This window comes from Halobaculum marinum (assembly GCF_029338555.1).
Lineage (GTDB): Archaea > Halobacteriota > Halobacteria > Halobacteriales > Haloferacaceae > Halobaculum > Halobaculum marinum.
In genome coordinates, this window is the sequence record NZ_CP119989.1 from 851,354 (window position 1) to 876,853 (window position 25,500).

The 25,500-nt window shown below is 70.6% G+C and carries 30 protein-coding genes; 7 read left to right on the plus strand and 23 right to left on the minus strand.

Going from position 1 to position 25,500, the window contains the following annotated elements:
• Positions 1–17: 17 nt before the first annotated feature.
• The 7 genes from trpG to P0R32_RS04485 form a co-directional block, all read right to left on the minus strand.
• Positions 18–611 carry an anthranilate synthase component II gene (gene trpG / locus P0R32_RS04455; RefSeq protein WP_276238749.1) on the minus strand — a complete coding sequence of 198 codons (594 nt, stop codon included), beginning with the start codon at positions 609–611 and terminating at the stop codon, positions 18–20.
• Complete coding sequence (gene trpE, locus P0R32_RS04460; protein WP_276238750.1) at positions 608–2,344, minus strand: anthranilate synthase component I; 1,737 nt, start codon at positions 2,342–2,344, stop codon at positions 608–610. The genes trpG and trpE overlap by 4 nt, the downstream gene beginning before the upstream one ends.
• Positions 2,341–3,000 carry a phosphoribosylanthranilate isomerase gene (locus P0R32_RS04465; RefSeq protein WP_276238751.1) on the minus strand — a complete coding sequence of 220 codons (660 nt, stop codon included), beginning with the start codon at positions 2,998–3,000 and terminating at the stop codon, positions 2,341–2,343. The genes trpE and P0R32_RS04465 overlap by 4 nt, the downstream gene beginning before the upstream one ends.
• Positions 3,000–3,992 carry an anthranilate phosphoribosyltransferase gene (gene trpD, locus P0R32_RS04470; RefSeq protein WP_390218967.1) on the minus strand — a complete coding sequence of 331 codons (993 nt, stop codon included), beginning with the start codon at positions 3,990–3,992 and terminating at the stop codon, positions 3,000–3,002. The genes P0R32_RS04465 and trpD overlap by 1 nt, the downstream gene beginning before the upstream one ends.
• Before the next feature lie 303 nt (positions 3,993–4,295).
• The gene (locus tag P0R32_RS04475) at positions 4,296–4,757 is read right to left on the minus strand and encodes a hypothetical protein (RefSeq protein WP_276238753.1); all 462 of its coding nucleotides are present in this window, start codon (positions 4,755–4,757) and stop codon (positions 4,296–4,298) included.
• A 151-nt stretch (positions 4,758–4,908) separates the two neighbouring features.
• Complete coding sequence (locus P0R32_RS04480; protein WP_276238754.1) at positions 4,909–5,268, minus strand: DUF8113 family protein; 360 nt, start codon at positions 5,266–5,268, stop codon at positions 4,909–4,911.
• Positions 5,269–5,321: 53 nt separating this feature from the next.
• On the minus strand, positions 5,322–6,215 hold the full coding sequence (locus tag P0R32_RS04485; protein ID WP_276238755.1) for a Rieske (2Fe-2S) protein: 894 nt from the start codon (positions 6,213–6,215) through the stop codon (positions 5,322–5,324).
• 434 nt (positions 6,216–6,649) lie between these two features.
• Here P0R32_RS04485 and ppc point away from each other — a divergent pair, with 434 nt between their 5' ends.
• Positions 6,650–9,343, plus strand: a complete 2,694-nt coding sequence (gene ppc, locus P0R32_RS04490; RefSeq protein ID WP_276238756.1) for a phosphoenolpyruvate carboxylase — start codon at positions 6,650–6,652, stop codon at positions 9,341–9,343.
• A 36-nt stretch (positions 9,344–9,379) separates the two neighbouring features.
• On the opposite strand, the gene P0R32_RS04495 is transcribed toward ppc, so the two are convergent.
• Positions 9,380–9,619, minus strand: coding sequence for a hypothetical protein (locus tag P0R32_RS04495; protein WP_276238757.1), 240 nt, complete (start codon positions 9,617–9,619; stop codon positions 9,380–9,382).
• Positions 9,620–9,695: 76 nt separating this feature from the next.
• Positions 9,696–10,502, minus strand: coding sequence for an aldo/keto reductase (locus P0R32_RS04500; RefSeq protein WP_276238758.1), 807 nt, complete (start codon positions 10,500–10,502; stop codon positions 9,696–9,698).
• A gap of 219 nt (positions 10,503–10,721) precedes the next feature.
• Between P0R32_RS04500 and P0R32_RS04505 the strand changes: the two genes are divergently transcribed.
• Both P0R32_RS04505 and P0R32_RS04510 read left to right on the plus strand, forming a co-directional pair.
• Positions 10,722–11,093, plus strand: a complete 372-nt coding sequence (locus P0R32_RS04505; RefSeq protein ID WP_276238759.1) for a DUF5802 family protein — start codon at positions 10,722–10,724, stop codon at positions 11,091–11,093.
• A 65-nt stretch (positions 11,094–11,158) separates the two neighbouring features.
• On the plus strand, positions 11,159–12,064 hold the full coding sequence (locus P0R32_RS04510; RefSeq protein ID WP_276238760.1) for a Vms1/Ankzf1 family peptidyl-tRNA hydrolase: 906 nt from the start codon (positions 11,159–11,161) through the stop codon (positions 12,062–12,064).
• Between the two features lie 28 nt (positions 12,065–12,092).
• Here P0R32_RS04510 and P0R32_RS04515 read toward each other — a convergent pair whose 3' ends face one another.
• The 3 genes from P0R32_RS04515 to P0R32_RS04525 all read right to left on the minus strand — a co-directional run bounded on the left by P0R32_RS04515 (position 12,093) and on the right by P0R32_RS04525 (position 14,557).
• Positions 12,093–12,533, minus strand: coding sequence for an Ig-like domain-containing protein (locus P0R32_RS04515; RefSeq protein WP_276238761.1), 441 nt, complete (start codon positions 12,531–12,533; stop codon positions 12,093–12,095).
• 78 nt (positions 12,534–12,611) lie between these two features.
• A complete protein-coding gene (locus P0R32_RS04520; RefSeq protein ID WP_276238762.1) occupies positions 12,612–13,241 on the minus strand; it encodes a GNAT family N-acetyltransferase in 630 nt (209 codons plus the stop codon).
• A 59-nt stretch (positions 13,242–13,300) separates the two neighbouring features.
• Positions 13,301–14,557 carry a carboxylate--amine ligase gene (locus P0R32_RS04525; protein WP_276238763.1) on the minus strand — a complete coding sequence of 419 codons (1,257 nt, stop codon included), beginning with the start codon at positions 14,555–14,557 and terminating at the stop codon, positions 13,301–13,303.
• Between the two features lie 141 nt (positions 14,558–14,698).
• Here P0R32_RS04525 and P0R32_RS04530 point away from each other — a divergent pair, with 141 nt between their 5' ends.
• Entirely contained in the window at positions 14,699–15,226 is a 528-nt protein-coding gene (locus P0R32_RS04530; protein WP_276238764.1) for a DUF5813 family protein, read from the plus strand.
• Between the two features lie 54 nt (positions 15,227–15,280).
• On the opposite strand, the gene P0R32_RS04535 is transcribed toward P0R32_RS04530, so the two are convergent.
• Together P0R32_RS04535 and P0R32_RS04540 are read right to left on the minus strand one after the other, a co-directional pair.
• Positions 15,281–15,511, minus strand: a complete 231-nt coding sequence (locus tag P0R32_RS04535; protein ID WP_276238765.1) for an Lrp/AsnC family transcriptional regulator — start codon at positions 15,509–15,511, stop codon at positions 15,281–15,283.
• Positions 15,512–16,216: a potassium channel family protein gene (locus P0R32_RS04540; RefSeq protein ID WP_276238766.1), complete on the minus strand. Its 705-nt coding sequence runs from the start codon at positions 16,214–16,216 to the stop codon at positions 15,512–15,514. It abuts the gene before it with no gap.
• Between the two features lie 84 nt (positions 16,217–16,300).
• On the opposite strand from P0R32_RS04540, the gene P0R32_RS04545 reads away from it, so the two are divergent.
• Positions 16,301–16,537: an Lrp/AsnC family transcriptional regulator gene (locus P0R32_RS04545; RefSeq protein WP_276238767.1), complete on the plus strand. Its 237-nt coding sequence runs from the start codon at positions 16,301–16,303 to the stop codon at positions 16,535–16,537.
• Between the two features lie 16 nt (positions 16,538–16,553).
• On the opposite strand, the gene P0R32_RS04550 is transcribed toward P0R32_RS04545, so the two are convergent.
• Positions 16,554–17,603 carry a thiamine pyrophosphate-dependent enzyme gene (locus P0R32_RS04550; protein WP_276239356.1) on the minus strand — a complete coding sequence of 350 codons (1,050 nt, stop codon included), beginning with the start codon at positions 17,601–17,603 and terminating at the stop codon, positions 16,554–16,556.
• Between the two features lie 172 nt (positions 17,604–17,775).
• Between P0R32_RS04550 and P0R32_RS04555 the strand changes: the two genes are divergently transcribed.
• Entirely contained in the window at positions 17,776–18,090 is a 315-nt protein-coding gene (locus P0R32_RS04555) for a DUF7991 family protein (protein WP_276238768.1), read from the plus strand.
• An 8-nt stretch (positions 18,091–18,098) separates the two neighbouring features.
• Here the strand turns inward: P0R32_RS04555 and P0R32_RS04560 are convergent, their stop codons facing one another.
• The 6 genes from P0R32_RS04560 to P0R32_RS04585 form a co-directional block, all read right to left on the minus strand.
• Entirely contained in the window at positions 18,099–18,893 is a 795-nt protein-coding gene (locus P0R32_RS04560) for a hypothetical protein (protein ID WP_276238769.1), read from the minus strand.
• A 60-nt stretch (positions 18,894–18,953) separates the two neighbouring features.
• Positions 18,954–19,859 (minus strand): hypothetical protein, encoded by a 906-nt coding sequence (locus tag P0R32_RS04565; RefSeq protein ID WP_276238770.1) that lies wholly within the window; start codon positions 19,857–19,859, stop codon positions 18,954–18,956.
• A gap of 83 nt (positions 19,860–19,942) precedes the next feature.
• Positions 19,943–20,818 carry a hypothetical protein gene (locus tag P0R32_RS04570; protein WP_276238771.1) on the minus strand — a complete coding sequence of 292 codons (876 nt, stop codon included), beginning with the start codon at positions 20,816–20,818 and terminating at the stop codon, positions 19,943–19,945.
• 81 nt (positions 20,819–20,899) lie between these two features.
• Entirely contained in the window at positions 20,900–21,511 is a 612-nt protein-coding gene (tmk, locus tag P0R32_RS04575; RefSeq protein ID WP_276238772.1) for a dTMP kinase, read from the minus strand.
• A 60-nt stretch (positions 21,512–21,571) separates the two neighbouring features.
• Positions 21,572–21,874, minus strand: a complete 303-nt coding sequence (locus P0R32_RS04580) for a DUF7521 family protein (RefSeq protein ID WP_276238773.1) — start codon at positions 21,872–21,874, stop codon at positions 21,572–21,574.
• Complete coding sequence (locus P0R32_RS04585) at positions 21,871–22,239, minus strand: winged helix-turn-helix domain-containing protein (RefSeq protein WP_276238774.1); 369 nt, start codon at positions 22,237–22,239, stop codon at positions 21,871–21,873. Before P0R32_RS04585 ends, P0R32_RS04580 begins: the two co-directional genes overlap by 4 nt.
• 204 nt (positions 22,240–22,443) lie before the next feature.
• Between P0R32_RS04585 and P0R32_RS04590 the strand changes: the two genes are divergently transcribed.
• Positions 22,444–23,340: a halocyanin domain-containing protein gene (locus tag P0R32_RS04590; protein WP_276238775.1), complete on the plus strand. Its 897-nt coding sequence runs from the start codon at positions 22,444–22,446 to the stop codon at positions 23,338–23,340.
• 45 nt (positions 23,341–23,385) lie between these two features.
• Here the strand turns inward: P0R32_RS04590 and P0R32_RS04595 are convergent, their stop codons facing one another.
• Entirely contained in the window at positions 23,386–24,975 is a 1,590-nt protein-coding gene (locus tag P0R32_RS04595) for a sensor histidine kinase (protein ID WP_276238776.1), read from the minus strand.
• Between the two features lie 111 nt (positions 24,976–25,086).
• A complete protein-coding gene (locus P0R32_RS04600; RefSeq protein ID WP_276238777.1) occupies positions 25,087–25,302 on the minus strand; it encodes a DUF8029 family protein in 216 nt (71 codons plus the stop codon).
• Between the last annotated feature and the right edge of the window lie 198 nt (positions 25,303–25,500).

The window sequence follows — 25,500 nt, forward strand, 5'->3', positions numbered from 1 at the left end:
AGGTCTTCTCCTCCTCCTCAGACGCCGCGGAGGAAGTTCTCGATCACGTCGTGGCCCACCGCCGTCAGCACGGACTCGGGGTGGAACTGCACCGCCTCGATGGGGTGCTCGCGGTGGCGCACGCCCATCACGAGTTCCTCGCCGTCGTGGTCGGTCGTCGCCGAGACGACGAAGCACTCGGGCACCTCGGTGGCGACCAGCGAGTGGTAGCGACCCGCCCGGAAACCCTGCTCCAGCCCCCTGAACACGCCTTCGCCGTCGTGGTCGACGGGGAACGCCTTCCCGTGGATCGGTTCGGGCGCGTGGCCGATGGTGCCGCCGTACTCGTACACCGCGGCCTCCAGCCCGAGACAGACCCCGAGCGTCGGCACCTCGGGCGACAGCTCGCGGAGCACGGCCATCGTGACGCCCACGTCGCGGTCGTTCTTCGGGTGCCCCGGCCCCGGCGAGATGATGATCGCGTCGGGGTCGGTGTCGCGCACCTCGTCGAGCGTGGCTGCGTTCTTCAGCACGGTGATGTCGGGCGCCGCGCCGTCGATGCGGAGGTCCGAGACGTACTCCACGAGGTTGTACGTGAACGAGTCGTAGTTGTCGACGACGGTGACTCTCATTCGTTCACCTCCGGCGCACCGAGCGACGCTGGGGCGTCGTCGGCGTCGTCCGTGCGGATGCGCTCGACGGCGTCGAGCACGCCCGCCATCTTCTGTTCGGTCTCGGCGTACTCGCTTTCGGGGTCGGAGTCTGCGACGATGCCGGCGCCCGCGCGGACGGTCAGCGAGTCGGTCTCACCGCCCGCTCGCCGCACGCCGTGCTCCACCGTCGCGGTCCGGATCACGATGGCGAAGTCGGCGTCGCCGGTCCACGAGTAGTAGCCGACGCCGCCGCCGTACACGCCGCGCGGCTCCAGTTCCAACTCGTCGATCAACTCCATCGCGCGCACCTTCGGCGCGCCCGTGAGCGTCCCCGCGGGGAACGTCGCGCGCGTCGCGTCGAACGCGTCGGCGTCGCTCGCGAGCGTCCCCGTGACGGTCGACTCGATGTGCTGGACGTGGCTGTACTTCAGGACGTTCATGAACTCCTCGACGCGGACGCTGCCGGCCTCCGAGACGCGGCGCACGTCGTTGCGCGCCAGGTCGACGAGCATTGTGTGCTCGGCGCGCTCCTTCCCGTCGGCGAGCAACTCGCCCGCGAGTTTGCGGTCCTCGACCGGCGAGGCGCCCCGGCGGATGGTGCCCGCGATGGGGTTGGAGACGACGCGGTCGCCGTCGACGGAGACGAGCGTCTCGGGCGACGCACCCACCACCGAGCGGTCGCCGTGGCGCAGGAGGTACATGTACGGCGAGGGGTTCACCTCGCGCAGCGACGCGTACAGGCCCAGGTCGTCCACGTCGCCCTCGATTGTTCGCGTGCGCGAGATTACGCCCTGGTACACCTCGCCGTCGAGGACGGCCTCCTTCGTCCGGCGAACGGCGTCCTCGTACTCCTCGCGCGGGCCGGCGGTCTCGCGGTCGACCCGGACGCCGCCCGTCGCGGGCGGGTCGGCCGCCCGGAGCGTGTCCTGCACGTCGGCGGCCTCCGCGGCGAGGCGGTCGTACACCTCGCCCGGGTCGTCGTCGGGGCCGACGACGGGCGTGAACACCAGCGAGACGCTCCCCTCGCGGTCGTCGAACGCGAGGGTTCTGGTGGTGAGCACGAACTCGGCGTCCGGCACGACGGGGTCGGGTCGCTCGACGCCCACCTCCTCGAGCCACAGGTCGTACACCGCGTCGTACGCGAGGAAGCCGACGAAGCCGCCGTCGAGCGTCTGGCGGTCGTTGTCGGGGAACCCCACGCGGTCGAGGTCGGGCATCGCCGCCCGCACGCGGTCGACCGTGTCGCCGGCCTCCGGGCCCGCCATCTCGACGTAGTCGGCGGCGGGGCCGAGTTCGGTCAACTCGGTGCCGCCCGGACCGACCGACAGCACCGCCTCGGGGTCGTAGCCGACGAACGAGAACCGCGCGTGGCGCTCGGCGTCGCCGTCGGTGCCGCCGTCGCTGCGGGCGTCGCCGCGGCGTCGCGACCCGGGGGCGAACGCGCCGTCGGGGTCGCTGGAGGCCACCTTCTCTGCGCTCTCCAGCAGGAACGAGTGGTCGGCGCGGTCGGCGAGCGCGGCGTACGCCGTCAGCGGTTCGACGTCGGTGTCGAGTGTCGCCGTCTCGTACACGACGCGGGCGCCGTCGCCGCCCTCGACGAGGTCGACGAACGCCTCCCGGGAGCGTGAGAGGGTGGGGGCGGCCTCGTCCCCGCGGGCCGCTTCGCTCTCCGCTCGGTTCGAGGACTCGCTCCGCTCGTCCTCGTGGCTCACTCGTACACCTCCTCGGCCTCGCCGAGCGCCCGCCCGGCGTTGCGGACGAACCGTGAGACGGCGGCGTGGTCTTTCGCGCCGGGCGACCGTTCGACGCCGCTGGCCACGTCGACGGCGAACGGTTCGACCGTCGCGGCGGCCTCCGCGACGTTCTCGGGGGTCAGGCCGCCCGCGAGCACGACCGGCGAGACGAGTTCCCGGACGAGGTCCGCGGCGGCGGCCCAGTCGCCCGTCTCGCCGGTGCCGCCGCCGCCCGACTCGTCGGTGGAGTCGATCAGCAGGGCGTCGGCGGCCTCGTCGAGGGCCCTCGCGCGGTCGGGTTCGTCGTAGTCGACGACGGGCACCACCTTCGTCTCCGTCTCCGCGCGGATGTACCCGATCTCGTCGGGGGTGAACTCGCCGTGGAGTTGGAGCACGTCCGGCGTCACCGTCCGCACCGCGTCGACGGCGTCCTCGGGCGTCTCGGGCATCGTGACGAGCACCGCCGTGAGGAACGGTGGGGCCGTCGACAACAGGTTCGCCGCCTGCGCGAGGTCGACCTCTCGGGGGGAGTCGACGGGGACCGACGAGATGACGCCGACCGCGTCGGCGCCGGCGTCGGCGACCGCCCGCAGGTCCGCGCCGTTCGTGACGCCGCAGATCTTCACCCGGACCATCAGTCCTGCAGCGCCGCGAGTTTGTCGGCGGCGTCGCCGTCGTCGATGGCGGCGGCGGCCACCTCGACCCCCTCCGCCAGACTGTCCGCGAGGCCGGCGACGTACACCGCGGCACCGGCGTTCGCGAGGATCACGTCACGCTTCGGCCCGGTCACCTCGCCGGTCACGATGCCGGTGAGGTCCTCGGCGTTCGCCTCGGGCGTGCCGCCGGCGATGGCGTCGACCGGGGCCGAGTCGAGGCCGAGGTCGTCGGGAGTGAGCGTGAACTCCGTCACCTCGTCGCCGTCGACTTCCGCGACGGTCGTGGGGCCGTGGAGGGCGATTTCGTCCATCCCGTCGCCGTGGACGACGAGCGCGCGTTCGACGTCCATGTGCGTGAGCGCCTCGGCGATCATCGGGACGAGGTCGGGGTCGTACACGCCGAGCACCTGCGCGTCGGCGCCGGCGGGGTTCGTGAGCGGCCCGAGGACGTTGAAGATGGTGCGCATCCCCAACTCCTTGCGCGGGCCGATGACGGCTTTCATGGCCGGGTGGAAGACGGTCGCGAGCATGAACCCGATCCCGTCGCGCTCGATGGCGTCTTCGACGGCGGGCGGTTCGGCGTCGACGTCGACGCCCGCGACCTCCAGCACGTCCGCCGACCCCGACGAGGAGGAGACGGAGTAGTTGCCGTGTTTCGCGACGGTGACGCCCGCGCCCGCGGCGACGATGGCCGACGTGGTCGAGACGTTGATCGTGTCGTAGTCGTCGCCGCCGGTGCCACAGGTGTCGACGAGCGGGTCGCGGTCGGGTTCGATCGTCCGGGCGGCCTCGCGCATCCCCTGGGCGAAGCCGGCGATCTCGGCCTCCGTCTCGCCTTTCGCCCGCAGCGCCGACAACAGCGCGCCGATCTGTGCCTCCGTCGCCCCCTCGAAGACGAGCGTCGACGCCTCACGAGCCTCGGCGACGCTCAGGTCCTCCCCCTCCGTCACGCGTTCGATGTACTCTTGCATACTCATTGTGGGCCACCGGTGTCGGTGTTGGTCGTACGATGTACGAATGTGTGCATCGCAATAAGGCTGTCGTGGCCGTGGCATCGGCTCCCTGGGAGGTGGATCCGGTCGAGACGGGAGTGATGGCCGCTGGTGAACGCCTCGGAAGTTCATCCGAACGACGTGCGTGATACAGAAGCTGGACGCAGCAACTCGACGCTCGTTGGTTCATCGGCGATTGGAGAGACCGGCTACGAGGCGACGACTGTGCAGCCACCACTACTGCGCCAGCGTAGTCACGATCAGCCCCGTTCGGAGCGGCTCTCAGCCCCCGAGTTCTCGTCGGACGACGTGCCCACCGACGCCACCGACGGCGCCGAAGATCGCGCCTGCGACGAAGCCAGTGCCGCCACCGACGACAGTCATCGTCCGTGCCCCCTCCAAGAGGTTCGGTTCCTGTCCATGTGCCGGCGTCATCCCCAGTGCTACCAGTAGCAGTACACCGCCGAGTACCACACCGATAACAGCACCACCGAGTCCCCCTGCGAGGCTGCCGAGTATCGTACTCTGCGTCGTGGTTTCACCGTGAATGGCCCCTGTGATCGCTCCGCCGGCAACGGCACAGATCGCCAGTGGGACCGTGAGTATCCACGGGGACAGTGGGGCATCGACGATCTCAGCTGTCGCGATCCCGAGAACTGGAAGCAGTGGAAGGCTCAGAACGCTCAACAAGACTGTGGCGATGGTCCCGGCGAGAACACGGCTACCCGCTTTCAACGGAGCCATACGCTCACGATATGCCAGTGCGGTATAAAGATCCGGAGAGTGATCACGAGACCCGACTGGAGACTGCCCGCTGCTAGAGGCCTGCGCTGTGGCTCACAACGCAGCAGCGGGAGCGGTGTTCGATAGCGCGGTGTCTTCAGCTACCGGTCGCTCAGGCGTCCTCGCCAGCACCCTCCGCGTCCGTCGGGAGTTCGTCGACCTGGCCGGCGAGACTGGCCGCGTCCGCGGCGACGGTCTCGTAGTCGACGCCGGCCTCGTCGGCGACGGTGCGGAGGTGCGACGCCAGCAGTGCCAGCGTCTCCAGGCCGGCTTGTTCGCCCTCGCTGCGGCGGGCGGCCGTGGAGTCGACGCGGTCGCCGCGCACCACGCCGACGTGGAGTGCGGAGAGGTCGTCGGCGTCGTCGAGGAGGGCGCGGGCGGCGGCGAGTTCGGTCGCGAACGCCGTGTCGGCGTCTGCGTCGGCGTCCGTGGCGTCGGCGGTGTCGGGCGTGTCGGCAGTGTCGTCGCTCACGACCGTCGGGTGGGCCGGGGCGAGGAAAAGCGGTCGGGTGCGGGTCGCGGCGGTTACGCGTCGTCGGGGCGCGGCCGCGCGGTGAACAGCGTCGAGACGATGCTGAACGGCTCGTACACCGACTGGTGGCACGGGCAGTACACCTCGTTGGCGGCGTTGAACTTCACGCCACCCTCGGCCTTGAACGCGGGGACACAACAGAAGTGCGTACACTTGTTGAGCCACGCCATCACGCCCTGAGAGGTGGACGCCTGCAGCCACGTCTGCACGTCGTCGGTGACCGTGTACGGCTCGGACTGGTCGGGGGCCTGCGCCTCGCCGTTGGCCGCCAGTTCCTCGATGACCGGCGAGCGGAGCACGTTCACCGGGATGGTGTCCTCGGTGTCCTGCGAGCGCCAGTTGGCGGTGCCGGGCTTGCCGAGGCCGGAGACGCCGACGCCGTTGCCCCACGACTCGTAGTCGTCGAACATGGAGATGTTGAGCGCGTCGCCGTCGCTCAGTTCCTCCTGCCACGCGAAGCCGGGCGACCCGCCGACGTAGAACACGTTGTCGGACTCGTACTGCGGCTGGATGCCCTCGTACGTCTCGACGCCGCAGTACTGGAACCACTCCGAGGAGTACGTCTTGCCGCCGAGTTCCATCTCGGCGACGTTGACGGTGCGTCCCCCGACCTCCTGGGTCGACACTTCGGGCCAGACGCCCTTGATCGTCCCGTCACCCTGGATCTCGACGGGGATCTGCGGCATCCCGCGCGGCGCCGGGCCGGCGGTGTTCTCGATGGCCATGGCCTCCGTCGCACCGCCACCCCGACCGGGCGAGGTGGTGACGCTGTTGATGGCGGCCGAGCCGGTGGCCCCCACGCCCGCAAGGGCCGCCCCGCCCACGACGCCCTTGACGAACCGGCGACGGCCGGACTCGCCGGGGTACTTGTCGTCGTCTGCGCTCATAGCCCCCTCTCGGAGGGCGCCACGCAAAAGCCTGACGAACGGCCGCTCCCCGGGCGTCTTCCGTCGATTCTCCGGCGCCTCGACGGGCGGGCTCGCGCGACCGCTCGCGACCGCCCGCCACGGCGCTCGCCTCGGCGCTCGGCGCGGGATTCACGAGCGCTCCGGAGCGGTACACACGGCTCATAGCGAGGTACTTCACCCGGCAGGCAAGACTCCTCGATGGCGTACCGGACACCGCGTCGCCGGTCCGCCGGTCCGTGTCCACGTCCCGCGGGCGCCCGCCACCGTGCCGCGCGGGACATCATCGTTCTGAATCGGTCTCGACCCCGGCCCCCGTCGCTCTCGCCGAAATAACTTACTCGTCCGTGAAGGAATTCTGCGCAATATTTCCCACGACCGGGACCCTTGTGTCTGGGGCCCGTGCATGTCACCACATGTCATTCGACGCGAGGGATGTCGGGCGCGACATCCGCGAGTTGGCGGCGCTGCTGGGCGAGGTTCTGGAGCGCCAGACCTCCACGGCCGCGTTCGACGCCGTCGAGGAGGTCCGCCGCGACTCCATCGACTACCGGCAGGGGAACACGCCCTCCCGCGACTCGGTTCGCGAGCGACTGTCGGGGTTGGACTCGGAGACGAAGCGAACGGTCGCGCGGGCGTACGCCGCGTACTTCGAACTCGTGAACGTCGCCGAGGAGCGCGAACGCGTGCGGGCAGTCCGCCGCGGGCGCGCCCAGGGAGATCTGGGCGACGGGCTCGACCGGACGGCCGAGGCGCTGGCCGAGGTCGACGCCGACACCGCCCGGCAGGTGCTCGACGACGTGCGCGTCATCCCGACGTTCACCGCCCACCCGACGGAGGCGCGCCGCAAGACGGTGAAGTCGAAGCTCCGGCACGTCGCTGAGATCCTCCGCGACCTCGACGAGCGCCGCCTCACCGCGGACGAACTCGACGGACTGGAGCGGGACCTCGAATCGGAGGTGGAGACGCTGTGGTCCACGCGGCAGGTCCGGCCCCGCCGCCCGACGCCGACCGACGAGGCGCGCGACGTGCGCTGGTACCTGGAGAACACGCTGTTCGACGTGGCCGCCGAGGCAGAAGACGCGCTCGCCCAGCGCGTGACCGAGGCGCACCCGGACCTCGACGCCGCCGACGCCTCCAGCACGCTCGACTTCCGCTCGTGGGCCGGGTCCGACCGCGACGGCAACCCGTTCGTCACCCCGGAGGTGACCAGCGAGACGCTCGAGGCCCAGCGCGACGCCGTCCTCGACCGCTACACGGACGCCCTCGCCGGCCTCAAGGGAGCGCTCAGTCACGAGGGCGCCCGACTCACCCACACGGCGGAGTTCCGCGACCACGTCGCCGCCGACCGCGACGCCGTCCCTACGGTCGCCGCAGACGCCGACGAGCGCTACCCCGAGGAGCCGTACCGCCGCGCGCTGACGGTCGTCCGCGCCCGCGTCGAGCGCGTCGACGACCTCCGCCCCGGCGGCTACGACGACCCCGAGGAGTTGGTGTCGTCGCTGCGGGCGGTCGCCGCCGACCTGCGCGCCAACGGCCACGAGACGACCGCAGACGAGCGCGTCGACCCGCTGATCCGCCGCGTGGAGACGTTCGGCTTCTCGCTGGCGGCGCTGGACCTGCGCGACCACCGCGAGAACCACACCGAGACGGTCGCTGACGTGCTCGCCCGCGAGGGGGTCGACTACGCCGCGATGGACGAGGACGACCGCGTCGCCACGCTCACCGAGTCGATTGCGGCCGACTCCGTCGGCAGCCTCGACGGCGGCGACGACCTCTCGGAGACGAGCCAGCGCGTCTGCCGGCGCTTCCGCGCGCTGGCCGACTGGCACCGCGAGTACGGCGAGGAGGCCATCGACGCCTACTGCATCTCGATGACCGAGGAGCCGTCGCACGTGCTGGAAGTGCTGTACCTGGCGGATCTGGCGGGCGTCGTCGACCTGCCGGACCACTGCGGCCTCGACGTGGTCCCCCTGCTGGAGACGGCGTCCGCGCTGGCGAACGCCCGCGACATCCTCGGCACGCTCGTCGAGAACGAGGCGTACGGCGCGGCCTTGGAGGCCCGGGGCGACCTCCAGGAGGTGATGCTCGGCTACTCCGACTCCAACAAGGAGAACGGCCCGCTGGCGGCGGCGTGGGACCTCCACCAGAACGCCCGCCGACTCGCGGAGGTCGCCGACGACCTCGGCATCGAGTTGCGGCTGTTCCACGGGCGCGGCGGTTCCATCTCTCGGGGCGGCGGGCCGATGAACGAGGCGATGCTCGCGCTGCCGCCGGAGACGGCGACCGGCGAGATCAAGTTCACCGAGCAGGGCGAAGCGATCGCCGAGAAGTTCGGCAACCCCCGCGTCGCCGAGCGCGAGTTGGAGCAGATGCTCGACGCGCAGGTGCGCGCGCGACTCCGCGCGCTCCAGGGTGACGTGCCCGAGGTGCGCGAGGAGTGGGAGGCCGCGATGGACGCCGCCGGCGAGGGCGCGCGCGCCGCCTACCAGGACCTGCTGGAAACGGACGGCTTCGTCCAGTTCTTCGAGACGGCGACGCCGATCACCGTCATCGAGGACCTCAACATGGGGTCGCGCCCGGCGTCGCGCTCGGGCGAGCGCACCGTCGAGGACCTCCGCGCCATCCCGTGGGTGTTCTCGTGGACGCAGAGTCGCGCCATCCTCCCCGGGTGGTTCTCCGCGGCCTCGGGGATCGACGCGTACCTCGCGGAGGGGGGCGACCTCGACACGCTCCGGGAGATGTACGACGAGTGGCCGTTCTTCCGGACGACGGTCGACCACATCGCGCTGACACTGGCGCGCACCGAATTGGAGATCGCCGCCGAGTACGCCGACCTCGCACCCGACGATCTGCGCGACGAGTTCTTCCCCCGGATCGAGGCCGAGTACGAGCGCGCCGTCGAACTCGTCCGAGAGATCACCGGGCGCGAGGAGTTGGTGCGCCGCGAGTGGCTGGGGGAGAGCCTCGACCGGCGCAACCCGTACGTCGACCCGCTGAACCTCCTGCAGGTCGACCTGCTGTCGCGCACGCACCTCACCGACGCAGAAGAGCGCGCGCTCCGCCTGACGGTGAAGGGCATCGCGGCGGGGATGAAGAACACCGGATAACGCCGCGCCGCCAACTCGCCGCCCGGTCGGGGGCGGTCACCGACTCAGGAGTTCTGCGGCCGTCCGGACCGCGTCGCCGCCGAACACCACCGTCGCCGCCGCGACGACGACCACCGACAGCGCCACCCACAGCGCCGCGGGGGGTGCATCGACGGTGGCGACGCGCACGAGCGCGCCGCCCAACACCGCGAACAGCACGGCGACCGCCAGTACCTGTCGGACGCCGCCCCCGACGGGAGCGTCTCGTCCGTCGTCTCCGCTGGAGGATCGAACCATCGTACCCACGGAGACGACCGCGACGGGGTTAACTAACAGCCTTGTCCGGAGTGAAAGTAATACGTGCGGCGCTGTGTCAGGCGTCGGCCTGGTTCCAGGGCGCCTCCTCGAAGTCGACGATCCGGTGTTCCTCCGAGAGCGCGTCGATGGTCGCGACTTCGTCGTCGGTGAGTTCGAGGTCGGTGGCGGCGAGGTTGTCGCGGATGTGCGCCTCGCTGGTGGCCTTCGGGATGGCGGCGAGTTCGTCGTGGGCGAGCAGCCAGGCGATGGACACCTGCGCCGGGGTGGCGTCGTGGGCGTCGGCGATGGCGACGATCTCGTCGATCTCGGCGACCTGGTTGCGCGCGATGGGGCAGTAGGCGACGAGCCAGTGGCCGTCCTCGCGGGCGTACTCGCGGAGTTCCTCCTGCTGGAGCATCGGGTGACACTCGACCTGGTGGGCGAAGATGTCCACGTCGAGGTGCTCGCGCGCCTCGTCGAGTTGGTCGGGCCGGAAGTTCGAGAGGCCGACGCGGTCGACGGTGCCCTCGGCGACGAGGTCGTTCAGCGCGCGCGCCGTCTCGGGCGCGTCGTAGGAGTTGATCGGCCAGTGGACGTACAGCAGGTCGATGGAGTCGACGCCGAGGCGGGCGGCCGACTCGTGGGCCGTGTTGTACGCGTCGTCGTAGCTGAGGTTGTCCGTCTTGAGCTTCGTCGCGACGAACAGGTCGTCGGGGTCGGCGCCGGCGGCCTCGATGCCCTCGCGGACGAGCGCCTCGTTCTGGTACCCCTGCGCGGTGTCGATGCAGTCGTACCCCGCCTCGACGGCGGTGGCGACGCTCTCGACGCACTGGGGACCCGTGAGCTTGTACGTCCCGAGACCGAAACGGGTGAACTCGGACATACGACGTCGGTCCGCCGCGGCGACCCTCAAGCCGTCGGTGTCGGCGAGGCGCGCGCGACGGCTCCCACCCCTCCGGCAGTCCCACGGACACCCCCAAACCCGGACCGGTCCGGGTCCAATTCTCACACCCCGAGAACGGCGACGCCCGTGAATGCGGTCCGAGATAAAGGTTCGTGCTAACATTTAACATGGCAAACCGGGACTTCCCTTCCGTACAGCATGTTCGAACGGTTCTCACACGGCTACTACCTGGGCGAGATGTACGTCCAGCCGAGAGCGGACGCCGAGGCGGCGATCAAGCAGGCGGACCACGAGCGGGTGAACGAACAACTCTACGCGGACGAGTCGGGTATCTCCCGACTCGACAACCCCCTCGTGATGAAGGTCGGCACCAGACACTTCCCCGTCGTCGGCGACGACGACGTGCCCGCGGGGACGCTCGCGCTCCCCGAAGTGGCGGTGCCCGACGACCTCAAGTTCCGGCTGCCGGGTCGCAGCGAGGTGTTCCTCGCGAACGCCGAACGCGCCCGCGACCTCATCCGCTTCACCGGGTGGGAGGGCGACACCGGCGACCCCGCGGAGTACGCGTAGTCGGCGCGCCGCGCTCGCGGTCGAACACGCCACGGTTTTTGTCCCCCGCCGCCGCGGAGTCGGGTATGCTCGACAGACTCCTCGGCCGCGCCCACCTGAAGGAGCGCATCGCCGAGTTGGAGGGGGAGCGCGACGACGCCGTCGCGCGCATGGAGGCCGAGGAGGAGCGCCGCGGCGAGGCCGCCCGCAAGCGGCAGGCGGCGGAGAAGCGCGTCAACGAGTTGGAGACCCGGGTCACCGAACTGGAGGACCGACTGGAACGCGCGGAGGCACGCGAAGGGGAGCCGAACGTCGAGTTCCGCGGGGTCGAGACGCTGCGCCCGGGCCGCCGCGACGAGGTGATCGCTCGACTGGAGAGCGTCGAGACGGGTCCCGAGGGGGCGCTGTCCGCGTTCGTCGCCGACGACGGGAGCGTGCCCGACGCCGTCGCGTCGTCGCTCGACGGGCGCGTCTCGCTCGTCCGGCGGGCGGCGCCGACGCTCGTGTACGTCGACGACGCGGGGGTCGTCTGCTGTGCGCTCGACCCGGCACTCGACCCCGAGCCGTTCTGCGAGTGGCGCGACGAGTTTCGCGTCGACGAGGCATGGTTCCGCCCGACCGGCCGATTCGCGTTCGGGCTCGTTCGTTCGGACACGTTCGCCGTCGGCGTGTACGAGGGCGACGAGCGCGTCTCGGTGGAGACGGTGCGGACGGACGTGATGGACGAACACGACAAGGGCGGGTTCTCGCAGGCGCGCTACGAGCGCCTGCGCGAGGAACAGATCGACGAGCACCTCGACGACTGTCGCGAGGCGCTGGCGGACCTCCCCGCGGACCTCGACCGCGTGGTGCTGGTGGGGGAGCGCGACGCGGTGCGCCGACTCGACGAGTTCGCGGACCACACCGCCGGCAGCGACGCCACGGGGAAGCCGGTACGGGCGTTGGACGACGCGTTCGACGACTTCTGGACGGCGAAATTGCGGTTGGTGTGAGTCGGTCCCCTCGTCGAGCTGCCGGCTGTCACTCGCACTCGGGAGGCGGCACCACAGTCTGTGTCCCGACCTCGACTGTCACGTCGCGGTCCTCGGTCACGTGTGCCCGGACGTACTCGTAGTTCCCACAGGAGGTGATCTCCCACGTGAGCCGGTCGCGGGGTCCGTCCGGGAGCGTCGCGACGACCTCGTAGGTTCCCTGCCGGGTCATGAGGTTGTCGACTCGCTCGACCTCGCCCGGGTCGAGGTGACGCTCGACGTCGACCACGGTCTCCCCGCCGCCTCGGACCGTCACCGAGAGCCTCTGCGCTTCGGTGTGGTCGTTCCAGAGGACGAACTCACCGAGGTGCTTCGCCGGGTTGGCTCCGGCCCCGGTAACGGTCGGCGAGGGCGTTCCGGCCGGTCCGCGTGCGACGCACCCGGCAGAGGCGAGTGCGGCGGCCGCGGCGAGGAAGCCTCGGCGCTTCACACCCCGACGTGACCGGCGCGCTTGAAGAACCTCCCGGAGGGTCAAACGGCGATTTGTTCGTCGACCGCTCCCTTCGGTCTACCACTCCACGTCGAACGCCAGCGTCTCACGGTCGGCAGTCGCGGCCTCGTACTCCGCCCGCGTGATGCTGAATCGGTGTTGGTCTGTGACCTCACCCGACGGGCGCGCGGAGTGCTGTCGGAGCAGCCCCTCGTGGCGACCGCCGTACCGGTCGACGTACTTCTCGATCATCCGCCGGGACGGCTCGTTGTCGGCCGCACACGTCGAGTAGAACGCGTCGAGGTCGTACCGCTCGAACGCGAGTTCGACGAACGCCGACGCGCGTTCGAGACCGTACTCTCGCCCCCAGTACGACTCGGCGAGCACGATTCCGGTCCCCGCCCGCCGTTCCTCCCACTCCGGTCCGAACGCGGTCACGCCGACGATGTCGCCGTCCGCCTCGGTCGACCGGAGCAGGTAGCGGGCCGTCTCGCGGTTCTGGCGCTGCTCGGCGGCGCGGTCGAGGAACGTCGCGACCTGGTCGACGCGGTCGAATCGGAACCACGACATGTGGTCGGTCGCCACGCCGCGCCAGTCGTCGCGGCTGACGAACTCGTAGAGGTCGAACGGGTCGGTCGCCTCGGGGGTGAGCGGCTCGAAGCGGAGGCGCTCGGTCTCGATCCGGCGGGGGAAGAACGCGCGTGTCACGGGAGGGCAGACTACCGGGAGATCTGACAAAAACGGTCCGGTGACTCCCTCCTCCGCCCTCAACAGCTACAGTAGTACTCGCGGTCGGTGAACTCCCCGGTGAGGTACGTCACCGCAGGGCCGGGGTCGCTCGGGCGGTACACGCCCGTCGTCAGGCCGCCCTCGCTCGCCTCGAAGTCGCCCGACAGCAGGCTCGCCCAGTCGTCGTCCGAGAGTACGTCCCAGAACGCGGCGTCCGTGAGGCATCGCTGCACGTAGTCCGGGAGGTACACCCAGCGCGCGTCGCGGGGACCGTCCGTGGTCGCCGTCGCTTCGTACTCGACGCCGTCGACGGCGTCGGCGTAGGCGGCCATCGGGAGGTTCGCGCCGGCGGCGACGGGCATCGAGATCCACTTCCACGGGCGCGTGTTCACGTCGAGCAGGACGTACTCTGCGCGGTCCGCGTCGTACACGAACTCTGACTCGCTGATGCCGTGGTAGCCCGTCTCCTCAAGCACCGTGAGCGCGTGCTCGCGGACCGCTGGCTCCTCGACGCGCTCGACGAGACAGGAGCTCCCGAACTCGGGGTACCGGACCGCGGCGTTGCCGACGACCGCCAGCGGCTCACGGTCGGCGCTCTCGGGGGGCATATAGCTCGCCAGCGACGTGTCGGCGCCGACCTCGACGTTCACCTTCTCCTGTGCGAGCACTGTCGCGCCGTACTCGCGCGCCTCTGCGACGACCTCGTCGAACGCCTCGCGGTCGGCGACCTCGATGACGTTCGTGCCGAACGCCTCCTCGAACTTCCGTTTGTGCGCGGGCTTGACGACGAACGGGAAGCCGAGCGCCGCACACACCTCGTCGGCGGGCGTCTCGCCCACCTCGTACGTCTCGGGGTACGGCACCCCGAGCTCCTCACACAGCGTGTACAGGTTCGCCTTGTTCAGCACGCGCTCGACGCCAGCGAGGTCGGAGAACGGGAGCCGGACTCCGTCGGGCTCCGTCTCGGCGAACCCGCGCACCCACTCGTCCATGCAGGCGAACGCGATCGGCTCGTGGTCGACGGCGTCTGCGATGCGCTCCACGTCGGCCCGGAAGCCGTCGGCGTCGTCGAGGGGGTAGGTGACGCGACCGGCGTAGTCGACGGCGTCCGAGGGTGGTGCGAGGCCGGAGTCGACGCGGTCGAGTGCGATCACGGGCACGTCGTGGGCGGCGAGCGCGCGGGCGACGCTGACGCCGGTGATGTGGGCGTTGGCGACGAGCGCCGGCGGGCGGTCGAACTCGGCGTCGGCGAGCGCCGCGACCAGCGCGTCGGTGTCGTGGAACGTGTCGGCCATGCGCGCCGCTTCGACCGGCGCGGCTAAAGGCCCGCGTTCGCCGGCGTCGACTGCCGGCGACGCGGACGCCGAGGCGTCGTCGGGCCGCCGGGTACCGCTGCGAGCGCGTCGTTTATCCGGCGCCCGGCCCTCACGTCGGGCATGAGCGACACAGACGACGCCGGTGCCGACGACGCCGTCCCCGGGCGCGTGCGGGGCGCCGTCCGCGACCACGACGCCGTCGCCGACGACCCCGCGGACGGCGAACTGGTCGTCACCTCGACGCCGTTCGACGGCCGCATCGCGGTCGCGGAGGCCGACGACGGGCGGATCGAGTTCGACGTGACCGTGACCGTCCCCACGCTGTCTGCGGTCGTCGCGGACGACGTGGCGGACGTGGTCGAAGACGGGTGGCTCGACACCTTCGAACGCCGAATCGCGACCATCGGCGACGTGACCACCGCCGGGCACGACCTCGACCCGACCGTCGAACGCGCCGGTGACGAGGTCGTCGTCGCGGAGTCGCTGCGCGACCTGAACGAACGCCGGGGACTGAACGACGCCGTCGCCGTCGTCGACTACGTCGAGGGGACGTACGTGCAGGGGGTCATCCCCGGCTACGAGTACGGCGAACCGGTGTCGGGGCTGATCAGCCGCGCTCGCGCCGCCGGCGGGAGTGACGGCTTCTGAGGCGGGGAGCGCGAGAACGAGACCGGGGCGGCGAGTCGACCGTGTCCGAACCGGTCAGCCCATCGCGATGTACGTCTGCGTGTCCTCGACGCCGGTGATCCCCTGGATCCCGTCGGCGGCGACGCGCTTCACGTCCGTCGGCGCGTCCACCTCCACCTTCACCACGAAGTCCATGTCGCCGGCGACGATGTGCGCCTCTTGGACCCCTTCGAGGTTCAGGATCCCGTCGCGGATGCGGTCGGCGTCGCCGGAGGCGGCCTTCACCATGACGTACGCGACGACCATTCAGAGACCACCTCCCGACCCCGCGGCGGAGGCGAGCGTCCCCGCGGCGTCGTCGCCGACGAGCAGTTGTCGGACGTCGTCGAGCACCTCGAAGTCAGCGAGCACCGCGACGCGGTCGCCCGCCTCCAGCGAGTCGTCGGGGAACGGGATCCCCATCGCCTGGTTCTGCTTACCGAACGCGAGCAGGCGCGCCTGCGAGGGGAGTTGCACCTCGCTGAGGGTGTAGCCGCGCATCGGCGACTCGTCGGGGATCGTGAACAGCAGCACTTGGAGGTTCTCCGCGATGTCGGCGATTGCCCGGATGTTCCCGCCCAGCAGGGCGTTCTTCGCGCCGATGGCGCCGAGGCGCTCGGGGTAGATGATCTCGTCGACCTCGTTGGCGTACTTCTGGTAGATCTCCTCGCGGTAGTCCTCGTCGATGCGCATCACGGTGCGGCAGCCGTGGTGTTTGGCGATCATGCACGCCGCGAAGTTCACGTTCAGATCGCCGGTGAGCGCGCCCACGGCGTCGGCACGCTCGACCGCCGCCTTCGCCAGCACGTCCTCGTGGGAGCCGTCACCCTCGACGACGCTGAACCCCGCAGTTCGCGCCCGACTCGCCCGGTCGGCGTCGCGCTCCACGACGGTCACGTCGTGCCCCTCCTCGCGGAGCACCCGCGCCGTGCGAAGTCCGACACGTCCCGCTCCGATGACGATGAAACGCATGTGCTACCAATTACCACGGGAGAATATAACGATACCCCCGACTCAGAGGAAGGGTTTTGTTCCTGCTACTCGTTGACACACGGCATGGTTCACGCGTTCGTGATGGTGAAGGTGAGCGGGGACGCGGACACGCCGGGCGTCGCGGACACGGTGTCGCGGATCGAGACGGTGACCGAGGCGCACGTCGTCGCGGGCGAGTTCGACATCGTCGCGGAGGTGGACGCCCCGGACATGTACACCGTGCTCGACACCGTCGCCGACGCGGTTCGCGGGATCGACGGCGTCACGGACACGCGGACGTACGTGTCGATGACCGCCTGAGCGCGAGGCGCCTCGTCTACCGCTCCAACTCGTACGTCTCGGGGTGCTCGTCGGCGACCTGCCGGGCCGCCTCGCGCTGGCGCTCGACGTCCGCCGGGAGGGACTCGTACATCGAGTCGAACATCTCCTCGGGGTCGGGTCGCGGAACCGCCTCCGCGGTGTCGACGGCGTCGGCGAGTTCCTCGTTCGCCTCGGCAGTCGCCTCCTCGACGAAGTCGCCGTCGACGATTCCCTGGCCCTCGCACCACTCGGCGAAGCGGTCGACCGGGTCGCGCAGGCGCCACTCGGGCAGGTCCGGGTCGCCGTCGCGGTACTGGCTGGGGTCGTCGGCGGTCGTGTGGGCGCCGCGGCGGTAGGTGAGCGCCTCCACGAGCACGGGGTCGCCGTCGCGGGCGCTCGCCAGCGCGTCCTCGACGACTGCGCGCGTCGCCAGCGGGTCGTTGCCGTCGACCTGCACGCCGTCGATGCCGTAGGCGTCGGCCTTGATCGCGATGGACTCGCTGGCGGTCTGGCGCTCGCGCGGGAGCGAGATGGCCCAGCCGTTGTTCTCACAGAAGAAGACGGTCGGCGCGTCGAACACGCCCGCGAAGTTCAGCCCCTCGTGGAAGTCGCCCTCGCTGGTCGCACCGTCGCCGAAGCAGACGAGCGCGGCCCAGTCCTCGTCGGCGTAGTTCGCGGCCATCCCCGCACCGGCGGCGTGTGGGATCTGGCTGGCGATGGGGACCGCCTGCGGGAACACGGGCACGTCGTGGTCGGAGTGGTACTCGGCGAAGCCGCGACGGAACAGGAGGATGTCGCTCATCGGGACGCCGCGAGCGATCTGGAGGGCGTTCGAGCGGTAGGTGGGGAACAGGTGGTCGTCGTCGCGCATCGCGTGGGCGGCGCCGACCTGCGCAGCCTCCTGCCCCTCGTACGGCGGGTAGCCGCTCATCCACCCGCGGCGTTGGAGGGCGAGCGCGCGCTCGTCGAAGCGTCGCGTTCGGATCACGTCCCGCAGCGCCGCCCGGGCGTCTTCGGCGTCGAAGCGGGTGTCGTCGAGGTCCCGTTCTCCGACGATCCGCGTCACGTCGTCGCTCATAGCTCGCCACTCCCGCCGCATCCGGCATAAATTGCGGCGGGACGCGCCCGCCGGTCGGCGCCCGCGGCAGTCGGTCCGCGTCACGCGCACTGCCGCGTCTCGCCCCGCCGGTGTGCCTCGCGCCCGACAGCGAAAAGAGCGCCCGTCCCCAAGCGTGGGTATGGTCTCGGCCCTCGCGCTCGTGCTCACCCTCGTCGCGCTCGCGGTGAACACGCTCGTCGTCGCGGTGCTGTCGCGCTTCTTCCGCATCCGCCTGAAGACGCAGTGGGGGTGGGTCGTCTACACGCTCATGGTCTCGCCGGTCGTCTTACTGGTGCTCGGGCTGATTCAGGGGACCGTGATCCCACCGCTGTTCGAGGGTGCCGCGGGGCTGTTCCTCGCGGTGTTCGTCGCCGTCCCGCTCGCGCTCGGGTTCACCATCGACCTGCTGTACGTTCCGCCGCCCGAGGAGTACGACCTGCCGGCGTCGGAGTAGGGGCCAGTCTATCGTGACTCGTTCACCCACGCCGGGCGGGTCACGGTCGTGTTGCCGACGTCGACGACGCTCGCCTGCTCGACGACCGTCACGTTCCCGCCGGTCCGTTCTTCGACGTACCGTACACCGACAGCGCGAACCACGCCGTCTGGGTCGACCCAATACGCCGCCCGTCTGTCGGCGCCAGTCGTCGTCAGGAGGTGAGCCGGCCCGAACGGCGTGTCGACCGCGCCACGGTACCGGAGCTCGCTGTCAGCGATCCGGTCGATCAGGTACCCGCCCCGACGGAACGTCTCCAGCATTTCGGGGGCGTTCAGCGGCTGTGTCGAGACTCTGGGTTCGCCCTCGTAGCTGTCCCTGCGCGCGTACTGGTCGGTCGCGTTGCGCCAGTAGACGACGCTCGCGGTGGCGTCGCCGCGGTCGGGCCAGTCGAAGACGAACCGACCTCGGGGCCAGTCAATGCGGGCGTGGTACTCCGTAGTGTTCGGTTCGCCCCCTCGCCAGCCGATCTCTCGAACGCTCCCCGTCACCGAGTGCGAGGTGTCGTTCAGGGCCGCGACGTGGGTACGGTACAACAGCGTCTCGTTCACCTCACTCTCAGGTGTCGACGCGTTGGGAGCGATCCCAGCCGGTACCGGCGGTTGGGTCGTCATCGGGCGGTCGTCGACAGTGTCGAACACGGAGCCGTCGGGTTCGGTCTGCGGGACCGGCGTCGGCGTCTGTTGGAGCGAGGGGTTGACCGTTCGTGTTGCGTCGTGCGGTTCCGCGACGCCGCCGCAGCCAGTCACGAGCACGAGCGCCACGCAAACGACCGCGAGAACTCGTCTTCGTCGGTGGAGGGACACGCTTCGCCCTCCACCCGCCTACGTGTAGGTATTTCGACCTGATTGGCCGGTGCCGATCTGTGCCGGTTCGCTCTCTCCGTCGGCCGTGTCCGGTTCACCACCGACGCTCCGGGTCGCGTCGACGACCCACGGCGGCGGCGTCGCCACGCTGCCGCCGACGCTCGACCGGAACTGCTCGGTGGTCGTCGCGACGACGGACCCGTTCTCGGTGTCGTACGTCGCCGTGAACTGGAGTTCGTACGACCGGACCACCCCCTCGGGGGTGACGTACGCGACGAGGCTGTAGTTCCGGTACGTGACTCGTCCGGTGCGGTTCAGTCGGTCGTGGTCCGCGCGGACGACGAACAACTCCTCGTCGTCGACGGTCGCGGTGCCGACGACCCGGGCGTCCGTGCCGACGACCGCGCCGAACACCGCCTCCTCGCCGCTGTCGTCCGTGCCGCCGATCGTGGGCGGTTGTCCCTGGATCCGCCGCACGGTCACGTCCCCCGCAGCGTTGACTGCTCGGGTGACGGTGACGCTCCCGTTCGTCCAGAACTCGAAGGTGGGGAACGGCGAGACGAACTCGCCCGGGAGGCCGCCCGTCTCGTTCACCCGGTAGTGGACGCGCGGGCCGGCGGACTCGACGGCGATGTCGGTCGCCGAGAGGGTCGTCCCGTTTGCCGTGACGACGCGCTGTTCGATGTGGACCGTCGAGTTCACCCGGTCGAGCGCCCGGTCGTGGCGCCCCGCCAGCACGCGCGCGTCGACGCCGTCGGGACCGGTGCCCGGCGGGTACGTCTCGGTGACCGCCGGCGTCGCCGTGAACGTGGGCGTCTCCGCGAGCGCGGGATTGACCGTCCGAGACCCGTCGTCGCTGCCGGCGCCACACCCGGCTACGAGCACCGCGAGAACGAGCGCGGCGACGACGAGACCTCGGTGCACACCGACCGCACGGCGGCACGGGGGATAAGTCGGGGTGGCGGCGGTGGTCCGGCGTGGTGGTGCGCCACCAGTCCGCCGCGCGGTCAGTCGTCGTCCGCCGCGCCGGGCGTCGACCCGTCGCCGGGGTCGTCGACCGTGGCGTTCGCGAGCGCGCGGTCGACCCACTCGGGGCGGGGGACGGTCGTCGACCCGACGTTGGTGGTCCGCAGCGACAGCGTCACCGACCCGGGTTCGTTGCCGAGGAACACCTCGTAGCGGAGCGACAGCGACCGGACCACGCCGCGCTCGTCGACTCGGGCCGACAGCCGCACCTGCCGGCGGTCCGGGAGCCCGGAACGCTCGATGCGCCCCTCTGCCGCTTCGATCAGCGTGACTGTGCCGTTCGGCGTCACCTCGACCCCGGCGTAGCTCGGCCGCGTGTCCACGGAGGCGGCGTACAGCCACGCGCCGCCGGTCGGGTCGAGGCCGGCCGGTCCGCCGGCGTCGCGCGGGCGACCGTCGAGGGTCACGTCGCCGCGCCAACTGACTCGCTTGCTCGCCGCGGCGGTGCCGTTGCGCCAGTGGGCGTTCGCGAGGCGGTTGTCGCCGCGGACGCGCTCGAACGTGTACAGCGACCGGTTCCCGTCGACGAGCACGCGCGCGCTGGAGCGTTCGACCTCGCCGTCGAGTCCGACCACCGTCCGGTTCAGCGAGACGGTCCACGACCCGTTCGCCAGCGCCGCGCGGTGCGCGTCGATCATCGCCTCGACGTCGACGCCCGCGGGCGAGACGCCAGCCGGGAACCCCCCGGTCGGGGTCGCGGTGGCCGTGGGCGTCTCTGCGAGCGCGGGGTTGACCGTCCGGGCGCCGCCGTCGCCGCCCCCGACGCCGAAGCTAGTACACCCGGCGAGGACGACGAGGACGACGAGCGCGACCGCTCCGTACCGTCGACTGGAGCGAGCCGACCCTCCGCGTGACATACGATCCCGTCGGACCGGCAGGGCAAAAGCGAGACGGGCGGGTCGGGCGAGCGGGCGGGGCGGTCGGCAGCGAGCGACGGATCAGTCGTCGGCGTCGTCGCCGTGGAACGCGTCGATCAGTCGCTCGACGGTGTCCTCGACGGCGTCGATCACTTCCTCGGGCGAGCGGGAGGCGTCGACCCGGACGAACCGCTCGGGTTCGGCGTCGATGAGGCGTTCGTAGTTCGACTGCACCTCTGCGAGGAACGAGACGCGCTCGAACTTGTCGGTCGCCCCCGCGCGGGCGGCGGCGGTCTCGGGGTCCACGTCGAGGTAGATGGTCGCGTCCGGTTCGCGGGTGAACGCGCCGTGGATGCCGCGGACGTACTCCAACGGACGGCGAATCTCCGTGTCGGCGAGGCTGGCCGCCTGGTAGGCGTACCGCGAGTCGGTGTAGCGGTCAGAGATCACGACGTCGCCGTCGGCGAGGGCGGGGCGGACCACCCGCGAGAGGTGGTCGGCGTGGTCGGCCGTGAACAGGAACAGGTCTGAGAGGGGGTCGGTGTCGTCGTCGCCGAGCGAGCGGCGGACGGCCTCACCGTACCACGTGTCGGTCGGCTCGTGCGTGAACGTCGCGTCGGGGTAGGTGGCCTGGAGCGCCTCCCACGCGGTCGTCTTCCCGCTCCCGTCGAGCCCTTCGAGCGTGAGGAGCATCGTGTCTACCGTCGGTGGTCGGGCCGGGGGCTTACCGCTTGCGTGTCCGGGCGGTGCGGCTCACGGATCGCCGCCGGCTCCACGCTGTGTCGCGTACAGCGAGTAGCCGATTACGGCGAACCCGGTGGTTGTCAGGGCGTTCTCGACGACGAGAGCCGTCGACGTGTCCAACAGCAACGACTGATCGGCAACGCCCGCGAGTAGCGAGCCGAACGTCGCGATCCCGAAGCCGATCGCGAGGTACGTCAGGCCCGCCCACCCCGTCTTCCGGGCGGCGCGGGCGGCGGTGTAGGTGACGAACCCACCGATGACGAGCGTGAGCGTCTTGAACACGATGACGAGTGGTGGGACGGTCGCGCTCACACTTCCTCACTGATGCGCGACCAGAGGCGCGCGAGGTGTTCGTCCGCACCCGGGGACTCCTGTCGCAACTCGAACTCGAACCCGCCCTCCGTCTCCCCGTCGAGCAGCACCAACACGCCCGTTGCCGTCCGCTCGTACGTCTTCTCGTGGTGCCCGTCGGTGCGGATACTCGTCCCGGTGCTGGCGAGGCCGGCGTCGGAGAGCGCCTCCAACTTCCGGTAGGCACTCGTTCGCGGTAGATCGCAGCGGTCGGCGACTTCGGCGGCACTGCGGGGCGTTTCCAGTATCGTCAGGATCTCCCGACACTCGGGATCGGCGAGGGTCTCGAGTACCGACTGGAGATCCGTGGAGGGCGTATCGGTCATGACTGTCGGAGGGGTGTGGCCCGGCGTCGCCCCGAGACGGTGTCCGGGCGAGAGCGTCGGGGCCGCGTACATCGTTCGCTGTCTGGCGAGGGCATCCACTACGATGAGTTAAATCCGGCGACACGATAGACGCCCCCACTGCGTTTCAGGATCTGGAACGCATCACGGGGTATCGTCACGACGGCGCACCGACGTCGAGCCGTGATGTCACGGTCCCCCAGCCGCAGACGACTGCTGAGACGTGCCGCCCTCGTAGGAGCCGTCGGACTCGCCGGTTGTGTCTCCGCCGCTGACCCGGGCGACGAGCCGGACGGAACCGACGACGGCGGGCCGGCGACGACCGCCGCGACCGCGAGCACCGACCCGACCGAGGCGCCCGCCGACGAGCCCCTCAAAGAGTGGCTCGCGGGGGCGAACGGGTACGACGGCGAGATCGTCCGTCAGGCACCGCGTTCGACCCCGACGGTCGCCGTGGGCGAACACACCGACGACGGCCTCGCGTTCGTCCAGCCGGCGATCGAGGTCGCGCCGGGGACGGCCGTCCGGTGGAACTGGACGGGCCATGGCGGTCAACACAACGTCGTCGCGCTCGACGGCACGTTCGACAGCGGACGCACCAACGCCCAGCACGGCACGCAGTACCACTACATCTTCACGGAGCCGGGCGTCCACCGCTACGTCTCCGAGCCGGACCGCGAGGACGGGATGCGCGGCGTCGTCGTGGTCGCGGAGCCGCCGTCGTCCGGCAACGAGAAACTCGACGAGTGGGTCGTCGCCTCCGGCAACTTCGACGGCACGATCGTCGACCGGACCGGCACGGAGGTCGCCACCGTCTCCGTCGGCGTCGCGGGCAACGGCGGTAGCTTCGCCTTCGGCCCCCCGGCACTCCGCATCGACGCTGGGACGACCGTCGAGTGGAGGTGGGTCGAAGAGAGCGGGCCGCACAACGTCGTCTTCGAAGCGATCGACGCGGGATCCGCAACCGTGTTCACCGACCCCGGAGTCCACGTTGCGCACACCTTCGAGACGCCCGGTACGTACCTGTACTCGTGCGAGCCCCACGAGTCACTCGGGATGCGTGGTGCGGTCGTCGTCGAGTAGCCGACCGGCTCGGTCGGAGCTCTCGTTCCTCGTAGCTGCGCCAGCTCACGTCTCGACGACGAACCGCGCGCCGCCGAGTCGCTCGCCGTCTTCGACGCGGACGGTCCAGCCGTGCGCCTCGGCGACGCGTGCGACGATGCCGAGGCCGAGGCCGGTCCCGTCGGCGCCCGAGTAGCCGACGCGGAACACCGCCCCGCGCTCGTCGTCCGGCACGCCCGGGCCGTCGTCTTCGACGGCGAACCCGGTCTCGGTGCCGGTCACCAGCACGCGCGGCGCGTCGCCGGCGTGATCGACGGCGTTGGCGAACACGTTCTCGAACAGTTGGGCGAACAGGCTCGGGTCCGCCTCCACCGTGCGGTCGGCCTCGACGAGCAGTTCCGCGTCGCCCGTCTCGACGGCCTCCCACGCGGTCGTCGCCGTCTCACACACCGACAGCGGCTCCGTCTCGTCCACCTCCTGTCCGACGGCGAGCGCGCGGGCGTTCTCGATGATGTCGGCGACGCGTTCGAGCGCCTCGCTGGCGGTCTCCAGGTCCGCGGCCACGTCGTCGTCCCCGGCCTGTACTTTGTCGCGTGCGAAGTCGACGCGTCCCTGCGCGACGTTGAGCGGGTTGCGCAGGTCGTGGGAGACGACGTTCGCGAACTCCTCGAGGCGCTCGTCTTGCGCGGCGATGGTCGACGCCTGTTCGCGCAGGCGGACGGCTCGCTCGGCTCGGTCGAGCGCCGCGGCGGTGTTGTCGGCGAGCACGCGGGCCAACTCACGGCGACGACCGTCGAGGCGCATCCCCTCGGGGAGCGCGACCGACAGCGTCCCGTGGTCGCCGAGTGGGTACACTGCCGTCACGCCGAGTGCACTCGCGGTCGAGTCATCGCCCTCGCCGTCTCGGATCTCCGGCGTTCCGCGCGCCAACACCTCGCGGGCGACCCGCTCGGCGGCCTCGTCGCCGCCGACGCCGACGTCCTGGGCGGCGGCGTCGGAGACGGCCACGAGCGGGAGTGTGTCACACTCCACGTCGCGGAGACGCGCGCCGCTGTACGGGACGCCGAGGACCGCTTCGGTCGCGTCGACGGCCTCGGCGACGATTTCCTCCGGATCGTCGGCGGCTTGCATCGCCCGCGTGGCGTCGTGGAGGCCGTGGAGGCCGCGACGGTCGGCCGCCGCCTCCAGCGCCGCCGTCACGTCGGACGCGAGCGTCTCGAGGAGGTAGACGGTCCGCTCGTCGAACCCATCCTCGTCGAGCGTCGCGACCGTCGCGACGCCGTGGGTGCCAAGCGGGATGTACAGCGCGTGTTCGACGGGGTCGGCGCCGGTGCCGGATGTCGCCCCAGCGACAGACACCGACGCGCCGTCGACGTAGGCGCGCCACGCGGGGCTGTCGTCGTCGCCCCGGCGGTGTTCGCTCCACTCGTCGAGGTACGGCTCTGCGGCGTCCGTCGCGGCGAACACGCCCAGGGCGTCGCGGCGGGGGTCGTAGCCACGGACCGCGGCCAACGCGACGCCGAGGTCCGACGAACAGGTGTCGACGAACTCCTCGGCGACGGTGGTGGTGTCGTCCGCCAGCGCCATCCGCCGGCTTGCTCGCCGAATCGCGAGCAGGTCGGCGTCCACGGTTCGGGGAGATGGCGGACGAGGCATTGGCTGTGAGAATGCGGCTCACACGAATAAGTACGTCCCCTCGTGTTCCGCCGTCGTCGTGTCTCTCGCTGCGCACGTCGCGGACGCCGACCCCGGTCGGCTCGCGCCGTGTTACACGACGAACGTCGTGACGAACAGGAACACGCCGGCGGCGAGCGCGGTGATCAGCGCCACCTTCCACGCGATGCTGAGCACCACACGCCCGACGGTCAACACGACGAGGAACGCCACGAGCGCGAGGAACACCTTCCCCACCGTCGTGTCGAGGGGGGCAGGGAGTTGGAGGAGTGCGGTCGATGCGACGGCGGCCACGGCGTGTGCGTCCATGCCACCGGATTGAGCCGCATCCGTTATACCCCTTCTTGCTTGCAGGTTGTCACTCGAACGTCGGCAGATCGTACACAGTTGTGTGATCGTGTCTATACACGAACACGCCCACCGCCGCCGTCCGGCGGTTCTACCCACCGGGTCGTCGCCGACCACTTTCACCCCGGTCTGAACAGCCTTATACTGCCCCTCGTACAA

What these genes read in the sequence shown, in the direction of transcription:
- trpG (WP_276238749.1), bottom strand. Translation starts at nt 611, where the DNA reads ATGAGAGTCACCGTCGTCGACAACTACGACTCGTTCACGTACAACCTC.
- P0R32_RS04465 (WP_276238751.1), bottom strand. Translation starts at nt 3,000, where the DNA reads ATGGTCCGGGTGAAGATCTGCGGCGTCACGAACGGCGCGGACCTGCGG.
- trpD (WP_390218967.1), bottom strand. Translation starts at nt 3,992, where the DNA reads ATGCAAGAGTACATCGAACGCGTGACGGAGGGGGAGGACCTGAGCGTC.
- P0R32_RS04475 (WP_276238753.1), bottom strand. Translation starts at nt 4,757, where the DNA reads ATGGCTCCGTTGAAAGCGGGTAGCCGTGTTCTCGCCGGGACCATCGCC.
- P0R32_RS04485 (WP_276238755.1), bottom strand. Translation starts at nt 6,215, where the DNA reads ATGAGCGCAGACGACGACAAGTACCCCGGCGAGTCCGGCCGTCGCCGG.
- ppc (WP_276238756.1), top strand. Translation starts at nt 6,650, where the DNA reads ATGTCATTCGACGCGAGGGATGTCGGGCGCGACATCCGCGAGTTGGCG.
- P0R32_RS04495 (WP_276238757.1), bottom strand. Translation starts at nt 9,619, where the DNA reads ATGGTTCGATCCTCCAGCGGAGACGACGGACGAGACGCTCCCGTCGGG.
- P0R32_RS04500 (WP_276238758.1), bottom strand. Translation starts at nt 10,502, where the DNA reads ATGTCCGAGTTCACCCGTTTCGGTCTCGGGACGTACAAGCTCACGGGT.
- P0R32_RS04505 (WP_276238759.1), top strand. Translation starts at nt 10,722, where the DNA reads ATGTTCGAACGGTTCTCACACGGCTACTACCTGGGCGAGATGTACGTC.
- P0R32_RS04510 (WP_276238760.1), top strand. Translation starts at nt 11,159, where the DNA reads ATGCTCGACAGACTCCTCGGCCGCGCCCACCTGAAGGAGCGCATCGCC.
- P0R32_RS04525 (WP_276238763.1), bottom strand. Translation starts at nt 14,557, where the DNA reads ATGGCCGACACGTTCCACGACACCGACGCGCTGGTCGCGGCGCTCGCC.
- P0R32_RS04530 (WP_276238764.1), top strand. Translation starts at nt 14,699, where the DNA reads ATGAGCGACACAGACGACGCCGGTGCCGACGACGCCGTCCCCGGGCGC.
- P0R32_RS04535 (WP_276238765.1), bottom strand. Translation starts at nt 15,511, where the DNA reads ATGGTCGTCGCGTACGTCATGGTGAAGGCCGCCTCCGGCGACGCCGAC.
- P0R32_RS04540 (WP_276238766.1), bottom strand. Translation starts at nt 16,216, where the DNA reads ATGCGTTTCATCGTCATCGGAGCGGGACGTGTCGGACTTCGCACGGCG.
- P0R32_RS04545 (WP_276238767.1), top strand. Translation starts at nt 16,301, where the DNA reads ATGGTTCACGCGTTCGTGATGGTGAAGGTGAGCGGGGACGCGGACACG.
- P0R32_RS04555 (WP_276238768.1), top strand. Translation starts at nt 17,776, where the DNA reads ATGGTCTCGGCCCTCGCGCTCGTGCTCACCCTCGTCGCGCTCGCGGTG.
- P0R32_RS04570 (WP_276238771.1), bottom strand. Translation starts at nt 20,818, where the DNA reads ATGTCACGCGGAGGGTCGGCTCGCTCCAGTCGACGGTACGGAGCGGTC.
- tmk (WP_276238772.1), bottom strand. Translation starts at nt 21,511, where the DNA reads ATGCTCCTCACGCTCGAAGGGCTCGACGGGAGCGGGAAGACGACCGCG.
- P0R32_RS04585 (WP_276238774.1), bottom strand. Translation starts at nt 22,239, where the DNA reads ATGACCGATACGCCCTCCACGGATCTCCAGTCGGTACTCGAGACCCTC.
- P0R32_RS04590 (WP_276238775.1), top strand. Translation starts at nt 22,444, where the DNA reads ATGTCACGGTCCCCCAGCCGCAGACGACTGCTGAGACGTGCCGCCCTC.
- P0R32_RS04595 (WP_276238776.1), bottom strand. Translation starts at nt 24,975, where the DNA reads ATGCCTCGTCCGCCATCTCCCCGAACCGTGGACGCCGACCTGCTCGCG.
- P0R32_RS04600 (WP_276238777.1), bottom strand. Translation starts at nt 25,302, where the DNA reads ATGGACGCACACGCCGTGGCCGCCGTCGCATCGACCGCACTCCTCCAA.